General features: G+C 49.0%; 18 protein-coding genes. 9 read left to right on the top strand and 9 right to left on the bottom strand.

Translation table 11 applies throughout. The features are described from left to right. The first annotated feature begins 169 nt into the window (after positions 1–169). Entirely contained in the window at positions 170–1,720 is a 1,551-nt protein-coding gene (gene gntK / locus IFU39_RS21740; RefSeq protein ID WP_091012646.1) for a gluconokinase, read from the top strand. A 588-nt stretch (positions 1,721–2,308) separates the two neighbouring features. Here gntK and IFU39_RS21735 read toward each other — a convergent pair. Further along, positions 2,309–2,698, bottom strand: coding sequence for a nuclear transport factor 2 family protein (locus tag IFU39_RS21735; RefSeq protein ID WP_192134819.1), 390 nt, complete (start codon positions 2,696–2,698; stop codon positions 2,309–2,311). Positions 2,699–2,860: 162 nt separating this feature from the next. Between IFU39_RS21735 and IFU39_RS21730 the strand changes: the two genes are divergently transcribed. The 3 genes from IFU39_RS21730 (at position 2,861) to IFU39_RS21720 (ending at position 5,132) form a co-directional block, all read left to right on the top strand. Beyond that, positions 2,861–3,184, top strand: a complete 324-nt coding sequence (locus IFU39_RS21730) for an ArsR/SmtB family transcription factor (protein ID WP_244661071.1) — start codon at positions 2,861–2,863, stop codon at positions 3,182–3,184. Positions 3,185–3,239: 55 nt separating this feature from the next. Next, positions 3,240–4,055, top strand: a complete 816-nt coding sequence (locus IFU39_RS21725; protein WP_192134817.1) for a hypothetical protein — start codon at positions 3,240–3,242, stop codon at positions 4,053–4,055. A 117-nt stretch (positions 4,056–4,172) separates the two neighbouring features. After that, positions 4,173–5,132, top strand: a complete 960-nt coding sequence (locus tag IFU39_RS21720; protein ID WP_036613004.1) for an MraY family glycosyltransferase — start codon at positions 4,173–4,175, stop codon at positions 5,130–5,132. A gap of 94 nt (positions 5,133–5,226) precedes the next feature. On the opposite strand, the gene IFU39_RS21715 is transcribed toward IFU39_RS21720, so the two are convergent. The 3 genes from IFU39_RS21715 to IFU39_RS21705 form a co-directional block, all read right to left on the bottom strand. Next, positions 5,227–6,045, bottom strand: coding sequence for a carbohydrate ABC transporter permease (locus IFU39_RS21715; protein ID WP_105600293.1), 819 nt, complete (start codon positions 6,043–6,045; stop codon positions 5,227–5,229). Beyond that, positions 6,045–6,938: a carbohydrate ABC transporter permease gene (locus IFU39_RS21710; protein WP_076320327.1), complete on the bottom strand. Its 894-nt coding sequence runs from the start codon at positions 6,936–6,938 to the stop codon at positions 6,045–6,047. Before IFU39_RS21710 ends, IFU39_RS21715 begins: the two co-directional genes overlap by 1 nt. Before the next feature lie 138 nt (positions 6,939–7,076). Next, positions 7,077–8,420 carry an ABC transporter substrate-binding protein gene (locus tag IFU39_RS21705; protein WP_105600295.1) on the bottom strand — a complete coding sequence of 448 codons (1,344 nt, stop codon included), beginning with the start codon at positions 8,418–8,420 and terminating at the stop codon, positions 7,077–7,079. A 491-nt stretch (positions 8,421–8,911) separates the two neighbouring features. On the opposite strand from IFU39_RS21705, the gene IFU39_RS21700 reads away from it, so the two are divergent. After that, positions 8,912–9,943 (top strand): LacI family DNA-binding transcriptional regulator, encoded by a 1,032-nt coding sequence (locus tag IFU39_RS21700; protein ID WP_105600660.1) that lies wholly within the window; start codon positions 8,912–8,914, stop codon positions 9,941–9,943. A gap of 176 nt (positions 9,944–10,119) precedes the next feature. Here IFU39_RS21700 and cydC read toward each other — a convergent pair whose 3' ends face one another. The 4 genes from cydC to IFU39_RS21680 are packed head-to-tail and all read right to left on the bottom strand — an operon-like array spanning position 10,120 to position 16,305. Beyond that, positions 10,120–11,982 carry a thiol reductant ABC exporter subunit CydC gene (gene cydC / locus IFU39_RS21695; RefSeq protein ID WP_105600296.1) on the bottom strand — a complete coding sequence of 621 codons (1,863 nt, stop codon included), beginning with the start codon at positions 11,980–11,982 and terminating at the stop codon, positions 10,120–10,122. A 1-nt stretch (position 11,983) separates the two neighbouring features. Then, a complete protein-coding gene (gene cydD, locus IFU39_RS21690) occupies positions 11,984–13,888 on the bottom strand; it encodes a thiol reductant ABC exporter subunit CydD (RefSeq protein WP_105600298.1) in 1,905 nt (634 codons plus the stop codon). 1 nt (position 13,889) lies between these two features. Then, positions 13,890–14,945, bottom strand: coding sequence for a cytochrome d ubiquinol oxidase subunit II (gene cydB, locus IFU39_RS21685; protein ID WP_223199802.1), 1,056 nt, complete (start codon positions 14,943–14,945; stop codon positions 13,890–13,892). Further along, positions 14,890–16,305: a cytochrome ubiquinol oxidase subunit I gene (locus tag IFU39_RS21680; RefSeq protein ID WP_091012627.1), complete on the bottom strand. Its 1,416-nt coding sequence runs from the start codon at positions 16,303–16,305 to the stop codon at positions 14,890–14,892. The genes cydB and IFU39_RS21680 overlap by 56 nt, the downstream gene beginning before the upstream one ends. A gap of 467 nt (positions 16,306–16,772) precedes the next feature. On the opposite strand from IFU39_RS21680, the gene IFU39_RS21675 reads away from it, so the two are divergent. From IFU39_RS21675 to IFU39_RS21660, 4 genes are read left to right on the top strand one after another with little or no spacing between them, the layout of a single operon-like run. Further along, a complete protein-coding gene (locus tag IFU39_RS21675) occupies positions 16,773–18,065 on the top strand; it encodes a tetratricopeptide repeat protein (RefSeq protein WP_091012626.1) in 1,293 nt (430 codons plus the stop codon). Beyond that, the gene (locus IFU39_RS21670; protein WP_091012624.1) at positions 18,065–19,057 is read left to right on the top strand and encodes a glycosyltransferase; all 993 of its coding nucleotides are present in this window, start codon (positions 18,065–18,067) and stop codon (positions 19,055–19,057) included. Before IFU39_RS21675 ends, IFU39_RS21670 begins: the two co-directional genes overlap by 1 nt. A 1-nt stretch (position 19,058) precedes the next feature. Further along, positions 19,059–20,597, top strand: coding sequence for a glycosyltransferase family 4 protein (locus tag IFU39_RS33030; protein WP_244661070.1), 1,539 nt, complete (start codon positions 19,059–19,061; stop codon positions 20,595–20,597). Next, positions 20,594–21,265, top strand: coding sequence for a class I SAM-dependent methyltransferase (locus tag IFU39_RS21660; RefSeq protein ID WP_091012623.1), 672 nt, complete (start codon positions 20,594–20,596; stop codon positions 21,263–21,265). The genes IFU39_RS33030 and IFU39_RS21660 overlap by 4 nt, the downstream gene beginning before the upstream one ends. Positions 21,266–21,524: 259 nt before the next feature. Here IFU39_RS21660 and IFU39_RS32675 read toward each other — a convergent pair. Beyond that, the coding region (locus tag IFU39_RS32675; RefSeq protein WP_206759580.1) for a hypothetical protein at positions 21,525–21,900 on the bottom strand (376 nt) is incomplete at its 5' end.

Here is a 21,900-nt window from a genome sequence, read left to right as displayed (position 1 = left end):
CGAAGGGAACAGAAAGGGCCTGAAGAAATGGAATTAAAAGCTTTCTGAAGGAAAGCTACTTCGAAAGCATATACTTCGCATTTACGCGATCGGAAGGCTTTCTGTACCCGAAGTGTTAACGTGTAACAGCATTCTTTCACTTATATATTTAAGAAAGAGGGATGACAAAATGGCTTCTTCACCCTATATGATCGGCGTAGATATCGGCACGACCTCCACCAAGGCCGTCTTGTTCGAACAGAACGGAACCATTGTGGCTCAAGGCAGTGCCGATTATCCGCTGCACACCCCCACACCTGCGATTGCGGAGCAGGATGCGGAAGATATTTTCAAAGCAGTCATCGAATCCGTTAAACAGGCCACGTCCAAAGCGGGAGTGAAGCCAGAGGACATCCTGTTTGTATCCTTCAGTTCAGCCATGCACAGTATTCTGCCAGTCGATCAACACGGCAAACCGCTGATGCGAGCCATGACATGGGCAGATAATCGCAGTGCCGAGTGGACCGAAGCACTCAAATCCGAGATGAATGGACACGAAATCTATCTGAGAACAGGTACGCCCATTCATCCGATGTCCCCACTCACCAAGATCATGTGGCTCACTCGGGATCAACCGGAACTGTTCAGACAGACGTACAAATTCATATCCATGAAAGAATATGTCTTCTATAAATTATTTTCTGAATACGTCATTGACCACTCGATGGCCTCCGCCACCGGACTCATGAATCTGGAGAAACTCGACTGGGATGCAGAAGCGCTGCATGTGGCCGGCATTACGCCGGAACACCTGTCCCGATTGGTCCCAACCACACATGTGCTGAAACATGGATTGCACCCGGAGTACGCCAAGGAGATGGGCATTGCGGTCACCACACCGTTTGTCATCGGGGCCAGTGATGGTGTACTCTCCAATCTGGGCGTGAACGCCATTGATCCGGGCGTCGTGGCCGTGACCATTGGTACCAGTGGAGCGATTCGCACAGTCGTAGATAAACCGGTGACCGATCCAAAAGGACGTTTCTTCTGTTATGCGCTCACGGAGGATGCCTGGGTCATTGGCGGACCAGTGAATAACGGCGGTGTTATTTTCCGTTGGATTCGGGACGAGTTTGCGGCTTCCGAGGTGGAGACTGCGAAAAGACTTGGTATCGATCCGTATGAGGTGCTCACTCGTGTTGCAGAAAATGTACCTCCGGGTTCGGAGGGTCTCTTGTTCCATCCGTACATGACAGGTGAGCGGGCTCCGCTCTGGAATCCGAACGCACGGGGTTCGTTCTTCGGCCTGACGCTACATCATAAGAAAGAACATATGATTCGCGCTGCGCTCGAAGGTGTGTTGTTTAACCTGTACACGGTCATGCTGGCGATTGAAGAAAAGATCGGTCGTCCAAAAAAAATTCAGGCAACTGGCGGCTTCGCCCGCTCTGAGTTGTGGCGCCAGATGATGGCCGATATTTTCGATCAGGATGTCATCATCCCCGAAAGTATCGAAAGCTCCTGCCTCGGCGCAGCCGTACTGGGCTTGTATGCTCTGGGCCGCATCGATTCCCTAAGTGCCGTCTCCGGCATGATCGGATCAACACACCGGCACCAGCCTGACCCGGACAGTGTCCGTGTTTATCGGGAGTTGCTGCCCATCTTCATCCGCATCTCCCGCAAATTCGAAGAAGAGTATGCGGATATCGCTGCTTTTCAGAATAAGACGATGCAGGGGTAGGGAAGGCGTGGGATGTTACACGTCGGAGATTCAAAACGTTGAACATGGAATACGCTAACGAATCGTAGACGTCTTATTTGAAACTTTTAGCATGTTTTCAAAATCTAACGAACCTGAGCCACCTTATATCGGCTTACATGGGCAAAAAACTGCAAAATATCTGAACATGTAGCCTTTTAACGTGTCTGTGTTTCGTTAGAATCTTGAATTCACGAAATACCTTCCAATAGCGTGCGTCTGGTTCGTTAAAAGTGACCAAACAACGTTAATACAAAGGAAATCACCATCTCCTAAGCTACATCCGGCTCAGATTAACATTCGACTCTAACGACTAGTTTTATACACGTTTACGAGGACCCTCCCGCCATGTTTTGGACATGCGGGAGGGTCTTTTTCATTTACAAATCAGATCTTCACAGACTGTTTTTGTGTACCAATTATCTTGAGGAAATTGCGCTATTCGATAAATGAATCCCCCCACCTCAGCGCCTTTCAAACTAGCTAAATATACATAAAAAAGCCACACAGCTTAAAGACTGTGGAGCTTCGTTTCTAACCATTTCAATTTCTCATATTTACACTCCGCTGTTACTGATTATACTTGCTGAACGCATTCTGGTCGGCCTGTACATTCTCCAGATACACAATCTGCCCTGCCTCATTTACACGCGCGATATCAATGCCTGCTTTGGCATATACCGTTCCGTCCGCCGCTTGCCCGCATACCGCCCAGTTAGTCTGGTAGCTGCCGTCGGGCTGTTGCACCCACGCGTCCCACATATGTTTTACATCCTTATTGTACTCGTAGAAAGCTTTCATAAAACCGTCGAATCCTGTTCGGCTGGTGCCGTTAAGCACAATCTCTGCGTCCGGTGTAAACAGGGACAATAAATCCTCCATGGCGCGCTCATCTGTACGTGAAGCATCAAATAAACGGAAATAGTTGTTCAACAGTGTAGTGGTATTTGTAGCACTCATTTATATTCCTCCTAGAATAAAAATCCGTTTTCCAATCTTTCAGTTCGAATATTTTCGAACTAACTGAAAAGAAATGTAACACACTTCCTATACTGCCCGCAAGAGACAGTTCGATTTTTTTCAAACATTGAAAGAGGAAGCCGAATATGCTAACGTCAAGATATGAGAACTCCAACGATACCTATGGCTTCGGAATTGAAGCTGACCACGGTCTGCAATGCATTGGGTGATCCGATCCGCATGAAAATTGCACACTGTCTGGCCAGCTCTGGCGAGAAAAACTGTTCCGCCTTCGAAGTAGACCATATTTCCAAATCCACGTTGTCCCATCACATCAAGATTTTACGTGAAGCTGGCGTGATCCAGCCGCGCATTGAAGGTAAACAGCACTTTTACTCCCTACGAAAGGAAGAACTAAACGTACGTTTTCCAGGCCTCGTCGAGATGATTCTGAATACAACCGAGGAATACGTGACATTAAAGTAAGCAGGTCTGGGATAAACAAATGATGATCGCAATTCCCATAAAGGAGGCTAACTATATGGACAAAAAAGCGGTAAAGATACTGCTGAGCACATTCTGGGGAGGTGGCGGCTGGAAAACAACCTCTCTACCCTTCTCTGGAGATGAATTTGAATATGCCAAAAGCAAAGGCGTTATGTTCGATCCACTCACGATCACGCATGACGAGATTGTCCAGCGTCTGTACGACATGCATCAGGATGACTCGTTTAAGGAACGGGTGATTTCGGCATTTCTACATAGTCTGTCCACCAAAAAAGTCTATCTACGCAGCGCATTATCCAGCTGGGCTTTAACATCGCACATGCCTTTACACACCTATGCGGAACGACCTGCCCTTCACCCTAACACCAGTGCCTGTGGGGATTGTAACTTCCTGCGTTTGCAGTCAGACAAGGAATATTACAACGTCGACTTAAACGTCCTTAATTTTGAACGGATCAAGTGGGGCGGCGTGCGTCACGGTTGGCTTATCTATTGCCTGATGGATCTGGAATTACTGCGTAAGGACAACGATACAAGCTATGAAGTAACCCCTGAAGACCAAGCTATCCTTGTAAAGCTGCTTGAAGCAGCTCAGACGGAAGACCCCAAGGACAGTGCACGTTCACTGGAGAAAAAGTGGAAAGATATCTTGCCTTCCAGCAAACAGGAGCGGGATGCCCTGCTGGAAATCTGGGCGGCAGCCGGAATATTGGTTCCTGGAGATAAACCGAGAAAAGGCAAGGGTGGTTCCGGTGATTTCATCTTTGCAGCAATCTGGCAAGGTGATGATGGATATCATGCGGAAACTGTAAATCATTATTTCGGCTCCTATCTTCCTCAAAAGCAATAGAATCCGATTTCTGCTCACTATTGCGTACGTCTGGTTACAATAATGACATCGACAGATTTCCTGTTTAACTCGTATAATAAGGGGAAATTGGTAGATGGGAGTGAAACAAGCGAGTTTATGGTATACATACTGGCTTTTATAGTGTCTTTTGCTGTCGTGGTTCTGCTTATTCCGCCGCTTGGTCGACTGGCTCACCGGCTCGATTTTGTGGACAAGCCTCGGGAAGATGTGGAGCGTAAGCTACACAGGCAACCTATCCCGCTCACGGCGAGTTACGCGATATTTACTGGATTTTTCCTGACATACATTGCTCTGACGAAAGAAATCACATGGGAAACAGCGGCTCTGGTCGCTGGTGGTATGCTTCTGCTAACGATTGGTACCGTCGACGACTGGTACAAAACAAAAGGCAAAGATTTTCCTGCCCTGCCCAAAATGCTCGTACAGGTCTCTGCGGCAGTACTCGTATTTGCTTCTGGCATTGCGTTCACCGGATTTGTGAATCCCTTCAACGCGGAGTATGTCATGCTTCCAATCTGGCTGCAATTCATTCTCACGATCCTGTGGATCTTCGGGGTGACAACAGTCATCAACTTCTCGGACGGCATGGACGGACTGGCTGGCGGGTTATCGGCCATCTCGGCAATTACCCTGTTCATCGTGGCGCTTGCCAAAGGTCAAAGTGATTCCGCACTCATGTCGATCATTCTGGTCGGTGTAACGATTGGTTATCTGAAGTACAACAAAGCTCCTGCCAAAGTGTTCATGGGTGATGCAGGCGCTACGTTCCTTGGCTTCATTCTGGCGGTTATCGCTCTGGACGGTGCATTTAAACAAGCAACCATGTTGTCCATCTTCATTCCAATTCTGGCGCTGGGTGTACCGATCTTCGACAACATCTTTGTCGTTATCAAACGTTTCATTCAAGGTAAAGCGATCTACCAGGCCGATGCGAGTCAAGCCCATTATCGACTGCTGCGTGCAGGATTGAATCAAAATCAGGTGGTGGGTGTACTGTATCTAGTCAGCACATGTCTGTGTCTATCCTCCATTATTCTGATGTTAGTGGAGTTATAAAACCAAAATAACGTTGAAAATAATAGAAGCCACCTTCATTGCGTTGAGGGTGGCTTTCTTATGATGTTTTTTTGGAAAGCTGAGTGATTCTAACTTACGATTTAACAGCCCCTGCCATAGCACCTCCAACAATGAAACGTTGCAAAGCAACATACAGGACAACCAGTGGCAAGGTAACAATCAGAATGCCACAGGCGAGCAGCGGCCAGTTGTTCATGTACTGTCCATAAAATGTAAAGAGTCCTTTGGTTACCGGCTGATAATTCGGATCAGATAAATAAATGGTCGGCCCGATAATATCGTTCCATACACCAATCGCAGTAAGAATAATACCTGTTGCCAGGATCGGTTTCATTAACGGAACAAGGATAGTGAACAGATAACGTGTATATCCACACCCGTCCATGGCCGCCGCCTCATCCAGTTCACGCGATATTGATTTGATATAACCCACAAACATGAGAAAGGCAATGCCCGTACCTGTCGTCTTCAATAAGATGTACCCGATTTGGGTGTTGTAGAGACCCAGATTATTGATCAGGGAAAACTGCGGAATGAGCGGGTTGGGAAGGTACATGGAAATCAGAAAGAAAATATAAATGAGTGTGCTGAATTTAACATATCTGCGTGCGAGCGGGAATGCAGCAAATATAGATAAAATCAACGTCAACAGGGTGGACATCCCTGTATAGAGCACACTGTTCCACATATACTGAGAGAAGTTCCCTTTGTTCCATGCTTCGGAAAAGTTCTCAAGCCGGATCCCTTCGGTAAGAGCTACAGGATTGAGCAGATACTCTGTCTTTGTCTTCATGGATACATTGAACAGATAGAATAGAGGAAAAACGTACAACGCAAGCATGAGCAGAACGATGACGTAGCTGACCATTCTGGACGTTTGGCTCTGTTTCATTACGCTTCCACCTCTCTTCTGCGAAGGTAAAATAAAGCGACCATCGATATGGTAAATACAAAGAGGAACTGAATCATCGCGACAGCAGAAGCCAAACCGTAATCAGCCGTTCCTGTGCCAAATGCTGTAGCATAAACATCAAACGCAAGCGTCGTTGTATTGAACTTTCCGCCTGTAAGTACATAGATAATATCAAAGGTTTGCAATGCCCCTATGATAGACAAGAGCATGTTAACCGTGAATGCAGGAGCAATCATGGGGAATGTAATGTTTGTAAATGCTTTCCATCCCGAAGCACCATCCATGTAACCCGCCTCATACAGATCGCTCGGAATGGACTGCAGACCTGCAAGAAAAATCGTCATGGAGTAACCCATGTACATCCAGATTTGAACAAAAATAATCAGTTCAAAGGCGATATTATAATCGCCAAAAAAGTTGGAACTGGTACCAAAGAAATTCAGAAAGGACTGGGCTGGTCCGCCCAGCGGATTTGCAACGAGTTGCCAAATGAGTCCAGACACAGTAACCCCCAGCACCACTGGCAAAAAGAATACCGCGCGATATAATTTATCGCCTCTAAGCTTTTTATTGATCAAAATCGCTATAAACAAACCCACTGCATTTTGTATGATCACAACAGCAAACGCAAAGTATAAGGATCGCCCAATAGCATCCATTCGGTCTCCAGCATTGGATGCACCAAAAAATGTTTTATAGTTTTCAAAGCCGATAAAGCTCCATTCCTGGCCCCGAACACCAGTAGCATCTGTAAACGAAAACAGTATCGTTACAAGTGATGGACCGAAGCCAAACACGACATAAAGTAACAACGGAATGCTTAAATACAGATAAGGAATCAGTCTTGCCTTACCTTTCCCAAACGGATACATCGTCCTCACACCTTTCATGGGGTAAAACTAAGACATAAGAAAACCGGAATAACAGCCTTGTCTGGCCTGAAGGCTCAGACCCGAGCGCTATTCCGGCGCATACGGCCAACTTGTGCCATGAATATGAATGATTATGAACTACTTTGGAGCAGCAGCATCCCAGTCCGCTTGGGATTTACCTGCAAGCTCTTCCGGTGTTGCAATCGGTCCGGCTGGCTTGAGCATCTCTGCGTGAACGCTGGCCTCCGAAATGTACTGTCCTACATTCTGACGATTAATGAACAACTGATCCCAAGAAAGTTTAAAGCCCTCCAGGTAAGGCTGAATGCCTTGGATAAACTCACTTGTCATCTCCACATCAGGCTGTGTGGGCAGGAAGCCTGCTGCATTCACAAATTCCGTGTAGTTCTCTTTCTCCGATAACATATCAAGCCATTTCATTGCGTAATCCTTGTTCGGTGAGTTATCCACCACCATCCAGGTCATATCGTATTTACCCGCCAGATTTTTGTTCTTGGCTGCATCATTGCTACCTGGAATTGGGAAATATCCAAACTTCAGATCAGGGTTGGCCGTTTGAATTGTTGTTGCATCCCAAGTGCCGTCAGCAATCATAGCCACCTTGCCTGTAGCGAACAAACTGGGCAATGTTCCGTAGTCAATACCCATGAAACCAGGCATTGCATTGTTCATCAGATCCTGGGATTTCTGCAAGACTTCAAGTTGAACCGGATCAGTCAGCTTGGTTTCACCAGTCCATAGACCTTTGATATAAGCAAGCTGATCTTCATGAATAGAGGCCTGGAGCCCTTGCACCGCAAGACCTATTGGCCATACATCTTTACCCGCCAGACCCAGCGCTTCGACACCATTGTCTTTGAACACTTTGATAACATGTTGCAATTCATCCCAGGTTGTAGGGATCTCCAGATTATATTTTGCGAAGAGTTCCTTATTGTAGAACAGTCCTGTGAATGCCACCTTGCCCATGTTTACACCGTACACCTTATCGTTATACGTCATTGCGTTCTGTACATCCGCTTCATTGTAGTTTTTGATAAAAGATTGATCTGACAGATCACTGATTAACCCGGCATCGATCCATTGCTTCCACATCGGATCAGCAGCACCACTGGACCATTCCTGCGGAGCGCCTACAAAGCTTGATTTGAGTGGAATGATATCTACGTCCCCATTACTTCCGGCGTTCATTCGTGTTTGCATCAACTGATCGTAAGTCGCGTCTGCCGGAACCGTAGTATATTCCACCTTTACGTCCGGATATTTCGCTTCAAATTTCGTATTAAACTCTTTGATGTAGTTGTTAATATTCTCTTGCTGCCAGTGAATGATCTTCAAGGTAACTTTTTTGCTGCCGTCTGTAGCCTGAGTTCCTTCTGATTCTGAAGAGCTGCTACTACAAGCGGCGAGCACACATAATAAAGCGGTTACAAGTACAATGGCTAAAGTCATTTTCTTCATTTTCGTTGTCCCCCAAATTTTTGAATTAAATCTACGAAATCAGTTTCGTTAATTCCACCCTTATTATGACTTCAGATCTTTATTTTGTAAATAGTCATTTTGTTTTTTTGATTTTTATGCTCCAATTCGCTTGATAAAAGCTTTATTTATTGCTGTATACGTTGAAATCAAGGTAACCCTTACGACAGTTACGAAAGTTACGAAAAACAGCACATGACATGATTTCATGTACAGTTCCAGATAACCCGGCAATCCTTTAAATGGACTCAAAATCTGTAAAACAATTAAGATTATGAGCTAAAATTAGCCTTTATTTTCGCAACAAACCTCTTTGATCGCTTCAAACCTATGGATGCATATTATTTCAAGTGTGATTCCCTCGTTTCTTCTGTTGACTCTCCGGTCTTTGTAGCATAGAATACTTGCAAGAAAGCAAAAAAACCGATACAGCCCCAGTTTACGAAACTAGTTTAGGAATCCGAGGGATGTTTATGAATATCAAAACGATAGCGAGTTTAGCCGGCGTGTCTGTAGCCACGGTGTCCAAGATTATCAATAACTATCCAGATATTAGCGAGGAAACGCGCCAGCGTGTGCTTAAAATTATGGAAGAGACAGGCTATCGTCCATCTTCTTCAGCCAAAACGCTGGCAACCAAAAAATCCAGCCTCGTTGGCGTTGTGTTTGCAGGGAAGCTGAACGTGGATTTCAGCCACCCTTTCTTCGTACAGGTTATCAATGCGTTTAAGAAACAAATTGGCTTGCTTGGATACGATCTACTCTTCTTCTCAAATGAGAAGTTTCTGGATCAGGGTGAGGACTACTTGGCGAGATCCAAGTATTTTCAAGTGGATGGCTGTATTATTATTGCGGGGGATGAAGTCGAGAGCAGTATATTTGACCTGGATGCCAGCCCAATTCCTTGTATCGGAATAGATATCGAGCTAACAGGACAAAGCTCCTGTTACATCATGTCCGATAACGATAAGATCTCAACCAAAGTTGTAGAACAATTTTATATGAACGGTTATCGAGAAGTTGGTTTTATCGGGCTGGAGCGCGCCTCTCTTGTGATGCAACAGAGAGAGATGGCCTTCAAACGTTCACTAAATCAGTTTAGTCTTGATGAAAAGCCCGAGTGGGTTGTATACAGCAAAGATTATGCCGCAGCGGATGGATACGAAGCGGCCAAGAAAATGCTTGCCTGCAAGACTCTGCCACGTGCCGTGTTTGCAGCCACAGATCTACTTGCCTTTGGAGCTATTCGCGCCTTTAAGGAAGTGGGGTTACGCATTCCAGAAGATATAGCTGTGGCAGGTTGTGACGACATCGAAGCCTGCCGTTATACCGATCCAGCGCTAACAACCGTCAAGCAGGATACGGATAAAATTGGACGCCTTGCTGCCATGATTCTGTTCGATCTGATGAACAAACAAATGGATAATCGTTGCATTAAAGTAGAGCCGGAACTGGTTGTGCGTCAATCCTGTGGCACAGCCATGCTGCTGGCACAGGAAATCTGAGCGTTACCAAGAAGCAAAAAGGGGATGTCCCATAGTCATGAATATGACAGGGGACATCCCTTGTTTGTGTTATTTTGTTTTAATAAACCTGAGACACACTATCCGCTCCCATTTGCGATGCTGAGTGAACGGACAGTCCCGACTCTGAGATCATGGTTATACCGGGAAAGTTCCTGCTATCTGGAAGCGGCAGTAGGCAGCTTGCCCTCTACTGTCTGCAAGTCAGACCATCCGGGTCGATCGAGTTCGATGAGACGGCGGTATCGCTCTTCTCCAGCCAGCAACTGTTCGTGAGAACCCTGCATGGCAATCTGTCCATTTTCCATAAAAATAAGTTCGTCCATCTGTTCCGCACCAATCAGGTGATGGGTAACCCAGATCATCGTTTTGCCTTGCAAGCTGTCCAGAATGGTCCGCATAAGCTCGCGTTCCGTCACTGGATCAAGCCCCACGGTTGGTTCATCCAATATAATAACAGGTGTCTCCCGAAGCAGTACCCGGGCCAGAGCAATTCGTTGTCTTTCCCCGCCGGAGAAACGCAGACCTGTCTCCAACATCGGCGTATCGAATCCCTGCGGCAAGGATTCGATCAGACCGGATAAACCTACCTGGGCGGCCACCTGACGAATCTCCTCATCCGTTGCATGTGGACGACCAATCCGCAAATTATTCGCTACTGTGGTGTCGAACAGGTGTGGGCTCTGATTCAGCACCGCGATGACATCAGTGATACTCTCACCCAAGGTCTGCACAGGCATATTATTGATCAGAACTTTCCCCGCAGACGGAAATAATGCCCCCTGAATCAGCTTCAACAATGTCGATTTGCCGCCGCCGCTTCGTCCAAGAATAGCTAATCGTTTGCCTTGTGGCAGATGAAGGGATACATCATGTACGGCGTAGGAATCATCCGCTGCATAACGGTAACTTACGCGATTAATCTCCATGTCTGCTCTTAGTTTGGGTGGAATGCGAAGACGAATTCGTCTGTCCGAGTCGCCCGTTCCATCAACATCATTCGCTCCATTCTGCCCCGGAAGATACCCTTTCCCTTCGAGCTGCTTCAAGCGATCCAGTGATTCTCGATACTGTGGAAGATGCTCCACCGCATCCCCTACAGGCAGAAGTGTTTCCGTGAGCGGGAATAACACCAAAACAAAAGCAGCAATCATCACGGCAGGCAACTGTCCGACAGAAGCGGCGTTTCCGGCCCATAACGTAACCGATACCACCAGCAGGCCAATGACGCACTGGGCCATCAGATCACGCCAGCGTGTCCAACGCCGCAACTTGCGACGAACTGCGTCGACCTGTTCCTCCGCTTCTTCCTGCTGCTGAACAAATTCGGCCGCTCGTCCACTTGCAAGCCAATCTCCCAGTCCAAGTACACCGTCGGTCAGACGGGTATACAACCTGCTGTTTTCCTTTTTCAGCCGTACACGCCATTTCCACGTCACTTTCAGGGAGATCGCAGGTAACACAGCAACGAGAAATAACATATACAAACCCATCCACACCGCAAATCCCAGATCAACACTGCCAAAAGCAATCACAGCCCCACCGTACATCACAAGTGCGGTAACGGCGGGGAAGACTGTACGCAGATAGATATCCTGCAGCCGCTCCACATCATCGGCGAGTGCTCCGAGTACATCTCCGGTCTGCATGCGAGAGCGCAGGAACAGGGCCTGTGGCTCCAGAATGCGATATAACTTCACCCGTTGATCGGCCAACACACGCAGTACGGCATCATGTCCTGCCAATCGCTCGATATATCGAAAGACAGCGCGGAATATCCCAAATGCACGTACACCAACAATAGGTACATACACCATCAGAATATTTTCAGGACGCAGCGCAGACTTGGAGATCAGAAATCCGGAGGTGAACAGCAACAGTACCGCACACAAGGCAGCGCATGTACCCAGCGCAATGACTGCGATGAATCTCCAGCGGTACTGTGCCACATACGGAGCGATCCAGCTATTTTTTTCTTTTCCGTTACGGACGGTCTCCATATGTTCATATCCGGACTTCATTTTATATCGCCTCCATCTGAGCCTGAATCATCTGATAATATACACCTTGTCTTGCCAGCAATTCCTGATGTGTTCCCGTCTCTGCCACTGTGCCACCGTCCATGACAATAATCCGATCCATATGTGGCATCCAGTGCAGACGATGGGTAGCCAAAAATACAAGTTTGCCTTCAAACAGCGGCAGCATCGTCTGTTTCAGTTCATACTCTGTTTCCACATCCAGATGAGCTGTCGGTTCATCAAGCAGCAGGATGTTCCGTTGACTAAGCAAAGCTCTTGCCAGCGCCACCCGTTGCTCCTGCCCACCACTGAGCTGTCTGCCACCAGCCCCAATGAGCTCATGTAGCCCACCGGATAATGAGGACAGCAGCTTGGTTAATCCAGCTGCGCTAATGGCCTTGGCCACCTCCGCATCCGAAGCCTCTGGCATGTAGAAACGAACGTTATCGGCTAAACTTCCACTAAAAATATATGGATGCTGCGGGATCGTTGCTGTCTGTCTTCGCCAGGATTCAAGCATATCCGGTGTCACCGGCTGCCCGTTGGCTAATACCTGGCCTGAAGTAGGTAGCTGAAATCCAGCCAATACATCAATTAACGTGGACTTGCCTGCTCCGCTGGCACCGATAACACCGATTTTGCCAAGACCTGTGATCTGAAATGTGACATCCTTTAGCGAATAAGGACCTTCATCATCGTGTCGTACCTGTACATCCGTTAGTGCCAACCTGCTATTCTCATTCCAGGAGAACACTGAGGAAGAACCAAGATCAGAAGTAGTAGAAACAGGATCAGGAGCAAGATGTCCCACAGCCGTTTTATCGTTCAACACGACACGTATGGTCGAAATGCCTGCTTTCCTTTTACCCGAAGATAACGATGATGCAGATTCCGTCCCATCCTCTGCCATGTCCGTGTGCGCAACAACGTTTGCATAAGCTTCTTTCTGTTTCCGTTCAGCAGCTTTCCCCCGTTCAATCACCTGATTAATGGCCGCTCCGGCTTCCTTACCGTCCAATGTGGCATGATAATCAGCGCCGAGCATACGTACAGGCAGGAAATATTCGGGTGCCAGAATCAGTACCGTCAACGCAGGGCCAAGCAGCATATGCCCTTCCGTCAGACGTAATCCCAGACCAACCGCCACGGAAGCAACGGACAGCATGGTGAAGAAATCGAGTGCAAATGAAGAAAGGAAAGCCATACGCAGGGTGGACATCGTCGCCTTCCGATACCGCTGACTGACCCGCCGAATGGAGCCTTCATGTGTTTTGCTCTGTCCCAATGTTTTTAGCGTCTCCAGCCCACGCAAGGTATCAACAAAATGGTTAGCGAGTGCTTTGTAGGATCGGAATTGTCCGTCTATCTTCCGCTGGGCTGCGAGGCCAATCAGAATCATGAACACGATCAGGATTGGTAGTGTCAGCATCAGAATAACCCCGGACATCATATCCAGCTTGAACACATACAGCAAAATGACGATGGGTGTGAATCCTATGCCCAGCATGCGAGGAATGAATAGTTCGAGATACGTCTTGTATTGAGCGGTTCCCTCACGTGCCAGCGTAACCAGATGCCCTGTGCCCTCCGTCTTGGCATAACGCGGTCCAAGTCTGAACCACTGCTCCACCATCTGTCTGCGCAGATCAGTCCCTGTCTTATCCGCATATCGTGAAGTCACAAGTTGTAACCAGAAGGATAGGGCGTAGCGGGCGGCAAAAGCAGCCAGGAACAACAGCAGTACCGGGTACTGCTCCGTTATGGATGAACCTTCAAACAATGCCGTGATGGCCTGTGCCAGCCATTTGGCTTGCATAATGATCGTCATCGCCTGTAACAGTACCAGCGCTGATGCCAGCGCGAGTACTGGCCGGATGCCCGGCAGCTTCAGCAGCCCCCGTCCCATATCAGTACTCCAGGTGGTGCTGCTCGTTCAGACGTTTGCGGAAGATATAATAACTCCAGATCTGATAGCCAAGAACAAACGGCAGCAATGTGCAAGCTACAATGGTCATTACTTTCAATGAATACGCACCGGATGCGGCGTTGTATACAGTCAGGTCATATGCCGCTCCAAAGGAACTCACCATCACTCTTGGGAACAGTCCAATAAAGACCGAGGCAAAGGCAATTGCAATCACTGCTCCAGTCATACCAAAAGCCCAGCCTTCACGCTTCTGACGAACAAAGTATGCCGCAAGTGCAAGCGCGACTGCGCCAAGTACAACCATGATCCAAAGAGCCCAGCCCCGTACGGCGAACACATCCGTCATGAAATACGTCATTAACGCGTAAACAGCGAGTAGTGAAGCCAGCGGCAGCATCAATTTTTGCGCTGTCTTCAAGGCACGCTCTCTTAGATCACCAACTGTTCGTAGTGATGCAAACAGCAATCCATGAACGAGACACAACAGCGTTACGCTCAAGCCACCAATCACGGTGTACGGATTAACAATATCGAGGAATCCTGCACGCAACTGCATCTCCCCATCAATGGGCAGACCCTTCATGAACGTGGCAAAGACTACGCCGAACAGGAAAGGCAGGAGCGCGCTGGATACCACAATGATGATATCCCATGTTTTGCGCCAGCGCTGCTGTTTCATTTTACTGCGGAATTCGAAGGCAACCCCGCGACCAATCAAGGCAAGTAACACGACCACAAGCGGCAGGTAGAAACCACTGAACATCGTGGCATACCAGTGCGGGAAGGCAGCAAACATTGCGCCCCCTGCTGTAATCAGCCATACTTCGTTACCATCCCAGAACGGACCAATCGAGTTGATCAGGGTCCGGCGTTCACGATCCGTTTTGGCAATAATGCCTGTAGACATCCCCACACCAAAATCAAAACCTTCCAAAAAGAAGAAACCAACAAACAATACGGCAATCAGCAAAAACCACAACTCACTTAGTGACAACGGAATAACCTCCATCCACGCCGAACGGATCGGCCGATTCATCGTGATCTTCTGGCTTATCGACCGCAAATGGTCCTGCCTTGATCTCACGTACGAACAGGTATACCATCACGATACCAAGAACCGTATACGCGGCTGTGAACGCAATCGTGGAGAACAGGATCATTCCTGCGGATACGTTCGGTGAGACCCCGGCCTCGGTGGTCATATAACCAAATACCGTCCATGGCTGTCTTCCAACCTCGGTCATGATCCAACCTGATGTATTGGCGATAAACGGCAGGGAGATGGCAAATACCATCAGACGCATAAACCACTTTCCAGCGACCTCCAGCTTCTTGCGCACAGCCAGAAACGTACCGTACAGAGCCAGCACAATCATCAAACCACCCGCTGCGATCATAATACGGAAACTCCAGAACGTTGTCCGTACCGGCGGGATGTAGTCCCCCGGTCCATACGTCTGCTGATACTCAGCATTCAGTTCCTTCATGCCTTTGACACTACCGGAGAACTTGCTGTAGGACAGGTAACTGAGCAATCCAGGGATTTTGATCTCACCCGTACTCTCCTGTTTATCCGGATCGATAAAAGCGACCACCGTCCATGGTGCCGGATCTTCTGTCGTTGTCCATGTGCCTTCACTGGCTGCCATCTTCATCGGCTGTGTCTCCACGAGATATTGAGCCTGGAAGTGTCCAGAGAAAGCTACACCAAATGAAGAAACAAGCGCGATAATGATCGCGATATTAAACGATTTGCGGAAGATCTCCACATCCTGCTTCTTCATTAATTTGTAGGCACTGATCCCGGTTACAACAAAGGCCCCTGTCATCAATGCCCCAAAAATCGTATGTGGGAACTCGACGAGCAACTGACCATTCGTGATGAGTGCAAAGAAATCATTCATCTCGGCTCGGCCGTTGTTAATCTCAAACCCGACCGGATGCTGCATAAATGAATTGGCTGCCAGAATCCACAGCGCGGACAGGAATGTGCCGACAAACACCAGCCAGATGCAGGCCAGGTGCACTTTTTTGGACAAACGATCCCATCCAAATATCCACAAACCAATAAATGTAGACTCCATAAAAAACGCCAGTAGCGCTTCAATAGCCAGTGGCGCACCGAACACGTCCCCGACAAATCGGGAGTACTCGGACCAGTTCATACCGAACTGAAACTCTTGCAAAATACCTGTGACTACCCCGACGGCAAAGTTAATCAGGAACAGCTTGCCCCAGAACTTCGCCATCGTTTTGTAGATTTCCTTACCCTTAACAACGTACAACGTCTCCATGATTGCAACCAACAGTACAAGACCGATGGATAGCGGGACAAAAAAGAAATGGAAAATCGTTGTAAGTGCATATTGGATACGCGATAACATAATCGGATCCATACCGTTACCCCTTCTTTCTGTTCACTTCGCAGTATGCGTATCTGGCATTGAAGCTGCACCTTCGCTGTCTGTCCGCCAAATACGTTGATGAACGTATTGTGCCAGATTCCCTATTTTATACATGTGATAATTATCACAATCTCCGTCTCCAGAGCAAAAAAAAGTGATCCTGGTCACACAAAAGATAAAAATCAGCCTATTGTAGTGCGAATTCAAATATCTTTTTTTCAGTATCGAGAACGTGGAATGAAGCCAAAATGGAGGATTGGAGCTTAGGGAAGCTCTATAATGGCTTGCCTACTTCATCTATTCATGGAAGATACTCATGTTTGGGACGGAATGCCCATATGTTAGTCTCAGGCATATCATGCGAAGTACCGTGAGGGCTTTACATATGAAGTGAAAGCATGAAGTACATGCAGAACGAATGACGCGCCATATTACAGTCAAGGTGAGGTGAACGATTCATGGAAAAACCTGCGCCATTACCAGGTGAAGACTCCGAAGTCAGCCTGAATAAGGCCAGTACAACACAGTCCCCGGTCCGATATGTTCTCTTCCCCCGCAAAGGGGGCTGGTCATCCTTTCCCTATCCCGATATTGCTGCACTGCTGTCGATCGAGGGAGAGGTCTACTACGTCAGCAGCCTGACGCAAACAGAAGATGTACCTCCAGCCATTACCGTCATCTCCCTCCCTGAAGCCGAGCAGCTATTGCTGAAACCTCGCACCGTAGCCGTAGTCGCCCATCCCTACTGGCTAATAGCTACGGCTTCGCTGGAGCCTGAGCTATGTATTGCCCTGCTCCCTGAGCCTGCTGGAAACGAAGCAGAATCTCCGCTATGGGAGAGCAGTATTTCCAAACTGGTCGGCATCGCCGATCTGGTCGGCACATCCTCCGAAACACGTTATATGAAGCTGCTTTTCCAAGGCGTACGTGCCATCTGGCTGGGCGGTGAAGACCCTGCACCTGCAGGTACGATGCAAAAAGATGATCTCGAAGTCCCTCTCCGGGACTACGAACTGTTCTTCCTGCATGCGCTGCGGCAGATCCTGTCAGGCACTCCGGATAGCGTCACCCTGCTTCAATGCAGTGTACGTGCCGACTTCTACCGACAGCTCCGAGCCAAAGCAGGTGCACATGAGACGATATCCTTTTTGCTGGCAGCCTATGAGTACTTGCTTGAAGATCCGCGGTCTATCAATTCACTTCAAGAGGCATTCTCCCATGCGGTATTGAATGGTCGCGGTGACTGTGTAGTCTCCCACTATAGATTCCTGTCTGCCATTCATGCCCGGGCCGGACAGTTGGAGGACGCCCTGCGGGTGTATGGAATTAGTGCAGCCGATGAACAAGAACGGCATCATTATGAACAGTTATGTCGCTGGCTTGAGGCGGGAGAAGATCAACTTGTACGAGCGGAAGTACTGCGTATGAACGATGATTACGGAAATGCCCTGCGTATCCTTGACGAACTTGGCGGAGAAACCGCGAGACATTGGAAATTCCGCATCTACCAGGAGACTGGACGCGTGGAAGAGGCACTGGCGCTGGTGCATGCAGTCGATATTCAGGATGATGCCAGTCGCCGGGACTATCAGCAATTATCCGGCAGTGCGCTGGCACTGCGAGGGGAACGACACGGGGCAGTCCGACATTTCCTTGAGACAGCACTGGAGGATGAAGATGCGCTGGCCCGGATTGTCGAGCTGGAGCTGTTGGATCATGCCGTACAGCAATTGCTTGGGGAGGTGCCATGATGCTGGACCCGAAGAAGCGCAGGCAACAGTTGAATGGACCGATGGTGCACAGGAATATCCGAACCGAAACTACTTACACGCCAACCGAAATAGTCGATCGAACACATACAGACGCATTGGAAAGTGGAGATCATCCCCCGGATCATGTACAACCAACGCAGGACATCCGAAGCCAAGTGCATCACTGGAATGATTCACAAGGTCAGGCAGAACAGAATGCTGCTGTATCACAAGAGGAAACGAGTGTATTCAAAGAACCCTTCTCCATTCGTCGGGTTCGCAAAAGCAAAGGTAACAAGCTCACCGCCATGCTCCAGGTTCGCAATGAACGTGGCCGATACCTGGAAGAAGTATTGCATGATCTGAGTGAGTTCGTGGATGAGATCGTCATTGTGGACGATGCCAGCACAGACGGAACACCGGATATATGTAAATCCTACCCTAAGGTGGTCCGTCTGGAAGTACTGGAGAAACCGCTGTTCGCTGAGGAATGGCGTCTTCGCAACACTTTGTGGCAAGCGGCTGCGGGAACATGTCCCGACTGGTTGCTCTCAGTTGATGCGGATGAGCTGTACAGCTCAGAAGCCAAGAAAGCCATCCGCACGCTGATTAATCAGGAGTATGCGGACTGGTTTGCATTCCGTTTCTACGACATGTGGGGTGGCCGGACCCACTACCGGGAAGATGATCTCTGGTCTCTGCACAAACGGCATACCGCTTCACTTGTACGATATATGCCTGGATATCCTTATTTCTATCCACAACAGAATCATCATGTTCCCCGCCTTCCCTTGTCCTGCACGGTATTGCCTGGGGTCAGCACGGAATTGAAGGTTCAGCATCTCGGATGGGCAGGCAGTCTGGAGGACCGGGTTCGTAAATATTTGCGTTACAAGCGCATTGATCCCAGCGGTGAGTGGGGCAATCTTGCACATTACGAGTCTATTCTCGATCCGGAACCTCGGCTGATTCCCTGGAAGGAGGGACCGTGAGATGGGCGTGGTGAGTATTCTGACACATAGTTTCACCGACGGGTACAACCGGGAATTCGGTCGTGTATTTGGTGGTGGACTGGAACGCTATATTCTGGAACTGTGCAGTGTCATCCGTGGACTCGGGCATATTCCCGAAGTTCATCAACTGTCCTATTTTGAAGCATTCCAGACTCGGACGGAGCAGATTGACGTATTTGGTTATTCGTATGACATGGATAATGTACCGGAAGCCTTTGACCGGATGGCAGCCGCAGCGCGCGGCCCAGTGATCTATGCCAGCTGTCTGTGGCAACCCATCACCTACAAACCCGGCAGTCTTGGCATCTGTCACGGCATTAACTGGGATCGTCCCGGACTGTCACTGGAGACCAAACAACAAGTCGCGGAACATATTCAACTGGCTCTGGATGGACTCGTGCGCATTGTATCCGTGGATTCTCATTTTCAGACCTTTTGCCGGGCTGCGTGCACCTATACCGATCCAAGACAGGTTGTCCTGATTCCCAACGCAGTGGATACGTCCTATTTCACACCAGCCCCGCCAACACGGACCTTTGAGCAGAAACAGGAAGACGAATGGCTTGTCGCATGGAAGAATGATCTGGCGAGTCATGGAGAAAATGTTGGTGCAGTTATATCAGGGATGAAAGCTGAGGAAAGCCAGGCTGGACCAAGTGGTGATGGAGCGTACAGTGCGAAGGCTAACGGAGATGGAGGTGGGGATACAGACGATCAAGAACGAGAGGAGAAGGGAGCGGTAGATCCCGATTTGGAATTATCAAAACTGGAAACAGCCGAGGTAAATGGCGAAACGTATAGGGTTGCTCGTAACCTCCGAAATGCAACGGATTGGGCTACAGATGTTCTAGCAGAAGCAGATGCTGAATATCAGGTTAATGGTTTGACTCAGGAACAGGTTGAACAGAAAACTATGGATGTCCGCTTGACCTCTCCCCGCCCAATTCGCATTATATATCCGCGTCGAATCAGCATGGAACGGGGTATTATTCCAATGATGCTGGCAGCAGATAAGCTGCTGGGGGCTTTTCCGGATCTGGAGATTGAATTTGCCGGGGAACTGGTTGAAGGAAGTACGGTCGGGAGAGCCTTTCGTTATTGGCATCGTACTCATCCACATGCGGAGCGAATTAACCAGCGCACGTATGATTTCCGGGATATTCGGGAGGCCTACCATCAGGCAGATATCGCCGTAATTCCAACAATATTCTCGGAGGGTACCTCCTATGCCTGTCTGGAAGCGATGAGCTGTGGACTCCCGGTAATTGCCTCCAATGTTGGCGGATTGAATGATCTCATTCAGGATGGTTTTAACGGGCTTTTGGTACCTCCCGGCGAGCAGGAACTAACCGCTGCTCTGGTTCGTCTCGTACAGAATCGGGCCGAGCGAGAACGACTGGGAATCTATGCGCGCGAGACTGCACTGTCCTATGATCTTGCCAGGTGGCGGAGCCGGTGGAGCACGGTGTTGGAATCATTTTTGGCAGAGACAGGATTAAAGGAGGGAATTCGGGGATGATGGATACGCCCAAGGCACCGGAATTCATGGAATCAAGATACATTAGGCAAAGTGACCCTAAAACGGACACATTGGTCTTCCCCCTGCATCCGGCATGGTGGAGCCGTCCCTACGAATATGAATGGGCCCGGCGGTTTGCACGTCCCGACGATGTGGTCCTTGATGCAGCCTGCGGCATCTCCCATCCGTTCAAATTCTGGCTTGCCGAACACTGCCGTGAGGTTCACGCCTGCGATTGGGATGAACGTATTTTGTCTGAAGAGGCGATAAGACTGGATATTGTTTCTGATTTTGGCGAGCAGGCCGCCCATGATCTGCCGGAATCAACTCTCGTCCGATTGCAGCGCGCAAAGGCTAATCTGGCCCAGCTTCCGTATGAGTCGGGTAAGTTTGATCGGGTGTTCTGTATCTCTGTACTGGAGCATCTGGATACAGGCACGATGCTGCGGGCGTTTCGTGAATTCGCTCGGGTGCTGAAACCAAACGGACAGTTAATCGCTACTTTCGATGTACCCGAGATGCGGCCTGATCTGCTGGAGACAATCATGGCTGTCACCGGATTAACCATTGAAGATAAGCTGAATGTGGTAGAGCCGGACGATGCCATCTGGTCTGACATGTACGGCACGCCTATCCGCTGTTTTCGAGCGGTGATATGCAAAGGTTGAAACGAATTGGGTTACGCTGATTTAAGTGCAAAGTGGAAAATTGAGGGCTTGAGGGCTTCACCCATTAGCAACGGAACCATGCACGGTTCGGGCAATGCTCCGATTACCGGTAGCTCCGTTGCTTTTGCAATTTCAATCGGATGGGCTATTGCGGGAATATGTGGGGATGTACAGGGGGGTTGGAGGTTGGGGACTAGAAATCAGAGATTAGTGATTAAAGATTAAAGATTAAAGATTAAAGATTAAAGATTAAAGGAAATTATAGGTGTACCAGTAACATGTTGCACTGGTTAGTGTATTCATCAGCAGAGGCTGCGCCGGGTGCTGTCAGGCGCAGCAGGGTTTGCAGGCCCGGCGGGATTGTCGTCGCCGGGCGACCTGTGGCGGCAGGTTGCCGTGCAGTGACTTGGGCAGATTCGGCCCATTCACGCGCCAGGTTCTGCCGCCCGGCGAGCAGCGCGAGCGTGCCCGCAAGGAGTGCGTGAGCGACGCGCTCCGGGGTGGGCACCACGTCCGCGTGGGGCTGCTGCGCGCCGTCAGGCGTGCCGCATAGCGCAAGCAGCCCTTCGCGGACGCTCGCGGGTGCGCGCAGCAGCCCGCAGCGTGCCGCAGGCGGAAGCGCTGCGAGCAACGCC

The sequence above is a fragment of the Paenibacillus sp. CFBP 13594 genome (genome assembly GCF_014842675.1).
GTDB classification, from domain to species: domain Bacteria; phylum Bacillota; class Bacilli; order Paenibacillales; family Paenibacillaceae; genus Paenibacillus; species Paenibacillus amylolyticus_B.
The sequence above is the reverse complement of the archived record's forward strand: the minus strand, read 5'-3'. Positions and strand labels throughout refer to the sequence as shown.

Coding starts and splice junctions, on each gene's coding strand:
- gntK (WP_091012646.1), top strand. CDS start 170: ATGGCTTCTTCACCCTATATGATCGGCGTAGATATCGGCACGACCTCC.
- IFU39_RS21735 (WP_192134819.1), bottom strand. CDS start 2,698: ATGAGTGCTACAAATACCACTACACTGTTGAACAACTATTTCCGTTTA.
- IFU39_RS21730 (WP_244661071.1), top strand. CDS start 2,861: ATGAGAACTCCAACGATACCTATGGCTTCGGAATTGAAGCTGACCACG.
- IFU39_RS21725 (WP_192134817.1), top strand. CDS start 3,240: ATGGACAAAAAAGCGGTAAAGATACTGCTGAGCACATTCTGGGGAGGT.
- IFU39_RS21720 (WP_036613004.1), top strand. CDS start 4,173: ATGGTATACATACTGGCTTTTATAGTGTCTTTTGCTGTCGTGGTTCTG.
- IFU39_RS21715 (WP_105600293.1), bottom strand. CDS start 6,045: ATGAAACAGAGCCAAACGTCCAGAATGGTCAGCTACGTCATCGTTCTG.
- IFU39_RS21710 (WP_076320327.1), bottom strand. CDS start 6,938: ATGTATCCGTTTGGGAAAGGTAAGGCAAGACTGATTCCTTATCTGTAT.
- IFU39_RS21705 (WP_105600295.1), bottom strand. CDS start 8,420: ATGAAGAAAATGACTTTAGCCATTGTACTTGTAACCGCTTTATTATGT.
- IFU39_RS21700 (WP_105600660.1), top strand. CDS start 8,912: ATGAATATCAAAACGATAGCGAGTTTAGCCGGCGTGTCTGTAGCCACG.
- cydC (WP_105600296.1), bottom strand. CDS start 11,982: ATGAAGTCCGGATATGAACATATGGAGACCGTCCGTAACGGAAAAGAA.
- cydD (WP_105600298.1), bottom strand. CDS start 13,888: ATGGGACGGGGGCTGCTGAAGCTGCCGGGCATCCGGCCAGTACTCGCG.
- cydB (WP_223199802.1), bottom strand. CDS start 14,945: ATGAATCGGCCGATCCGTTCGGCGTGGATGGAGGTTATTCCGTTGTCA.
- IFU39_RS21680 (WP_091012627.1), bottom strand. CDS start 16,305: ATGGATCCGATTATGTTATCGCGTATCCAATATGCACTTACAACGATT.
- IFU39_RS21675 (WP_091012626.1), top strand. CDS start 16,773: ATGGAAAAACCTGCGCCATTACCAGGTGAAGACTCCGAAGTCAGCCTG.
- IFU39_RS21670 (WP_091012624.1), top strand. CDS start 18,065: ATGCTGGACCCGAAGAAGCGCAGGCAACAGTTGAATGGACCGATGGTG.
- IFU39_RS33030 (WP_244661070.1), top strand. CDS start 19,059: ATGGGCGTGGTGAGTATTCTGACACATAGTTTCACCGACGGGTACAAC.
- IFU39_RS21660 (WP_091012623.1), top strand. CDS start 20,594: ATGATGGATACGCCCAAGGCACCGGAATTCATGGAATCAAGATACATT.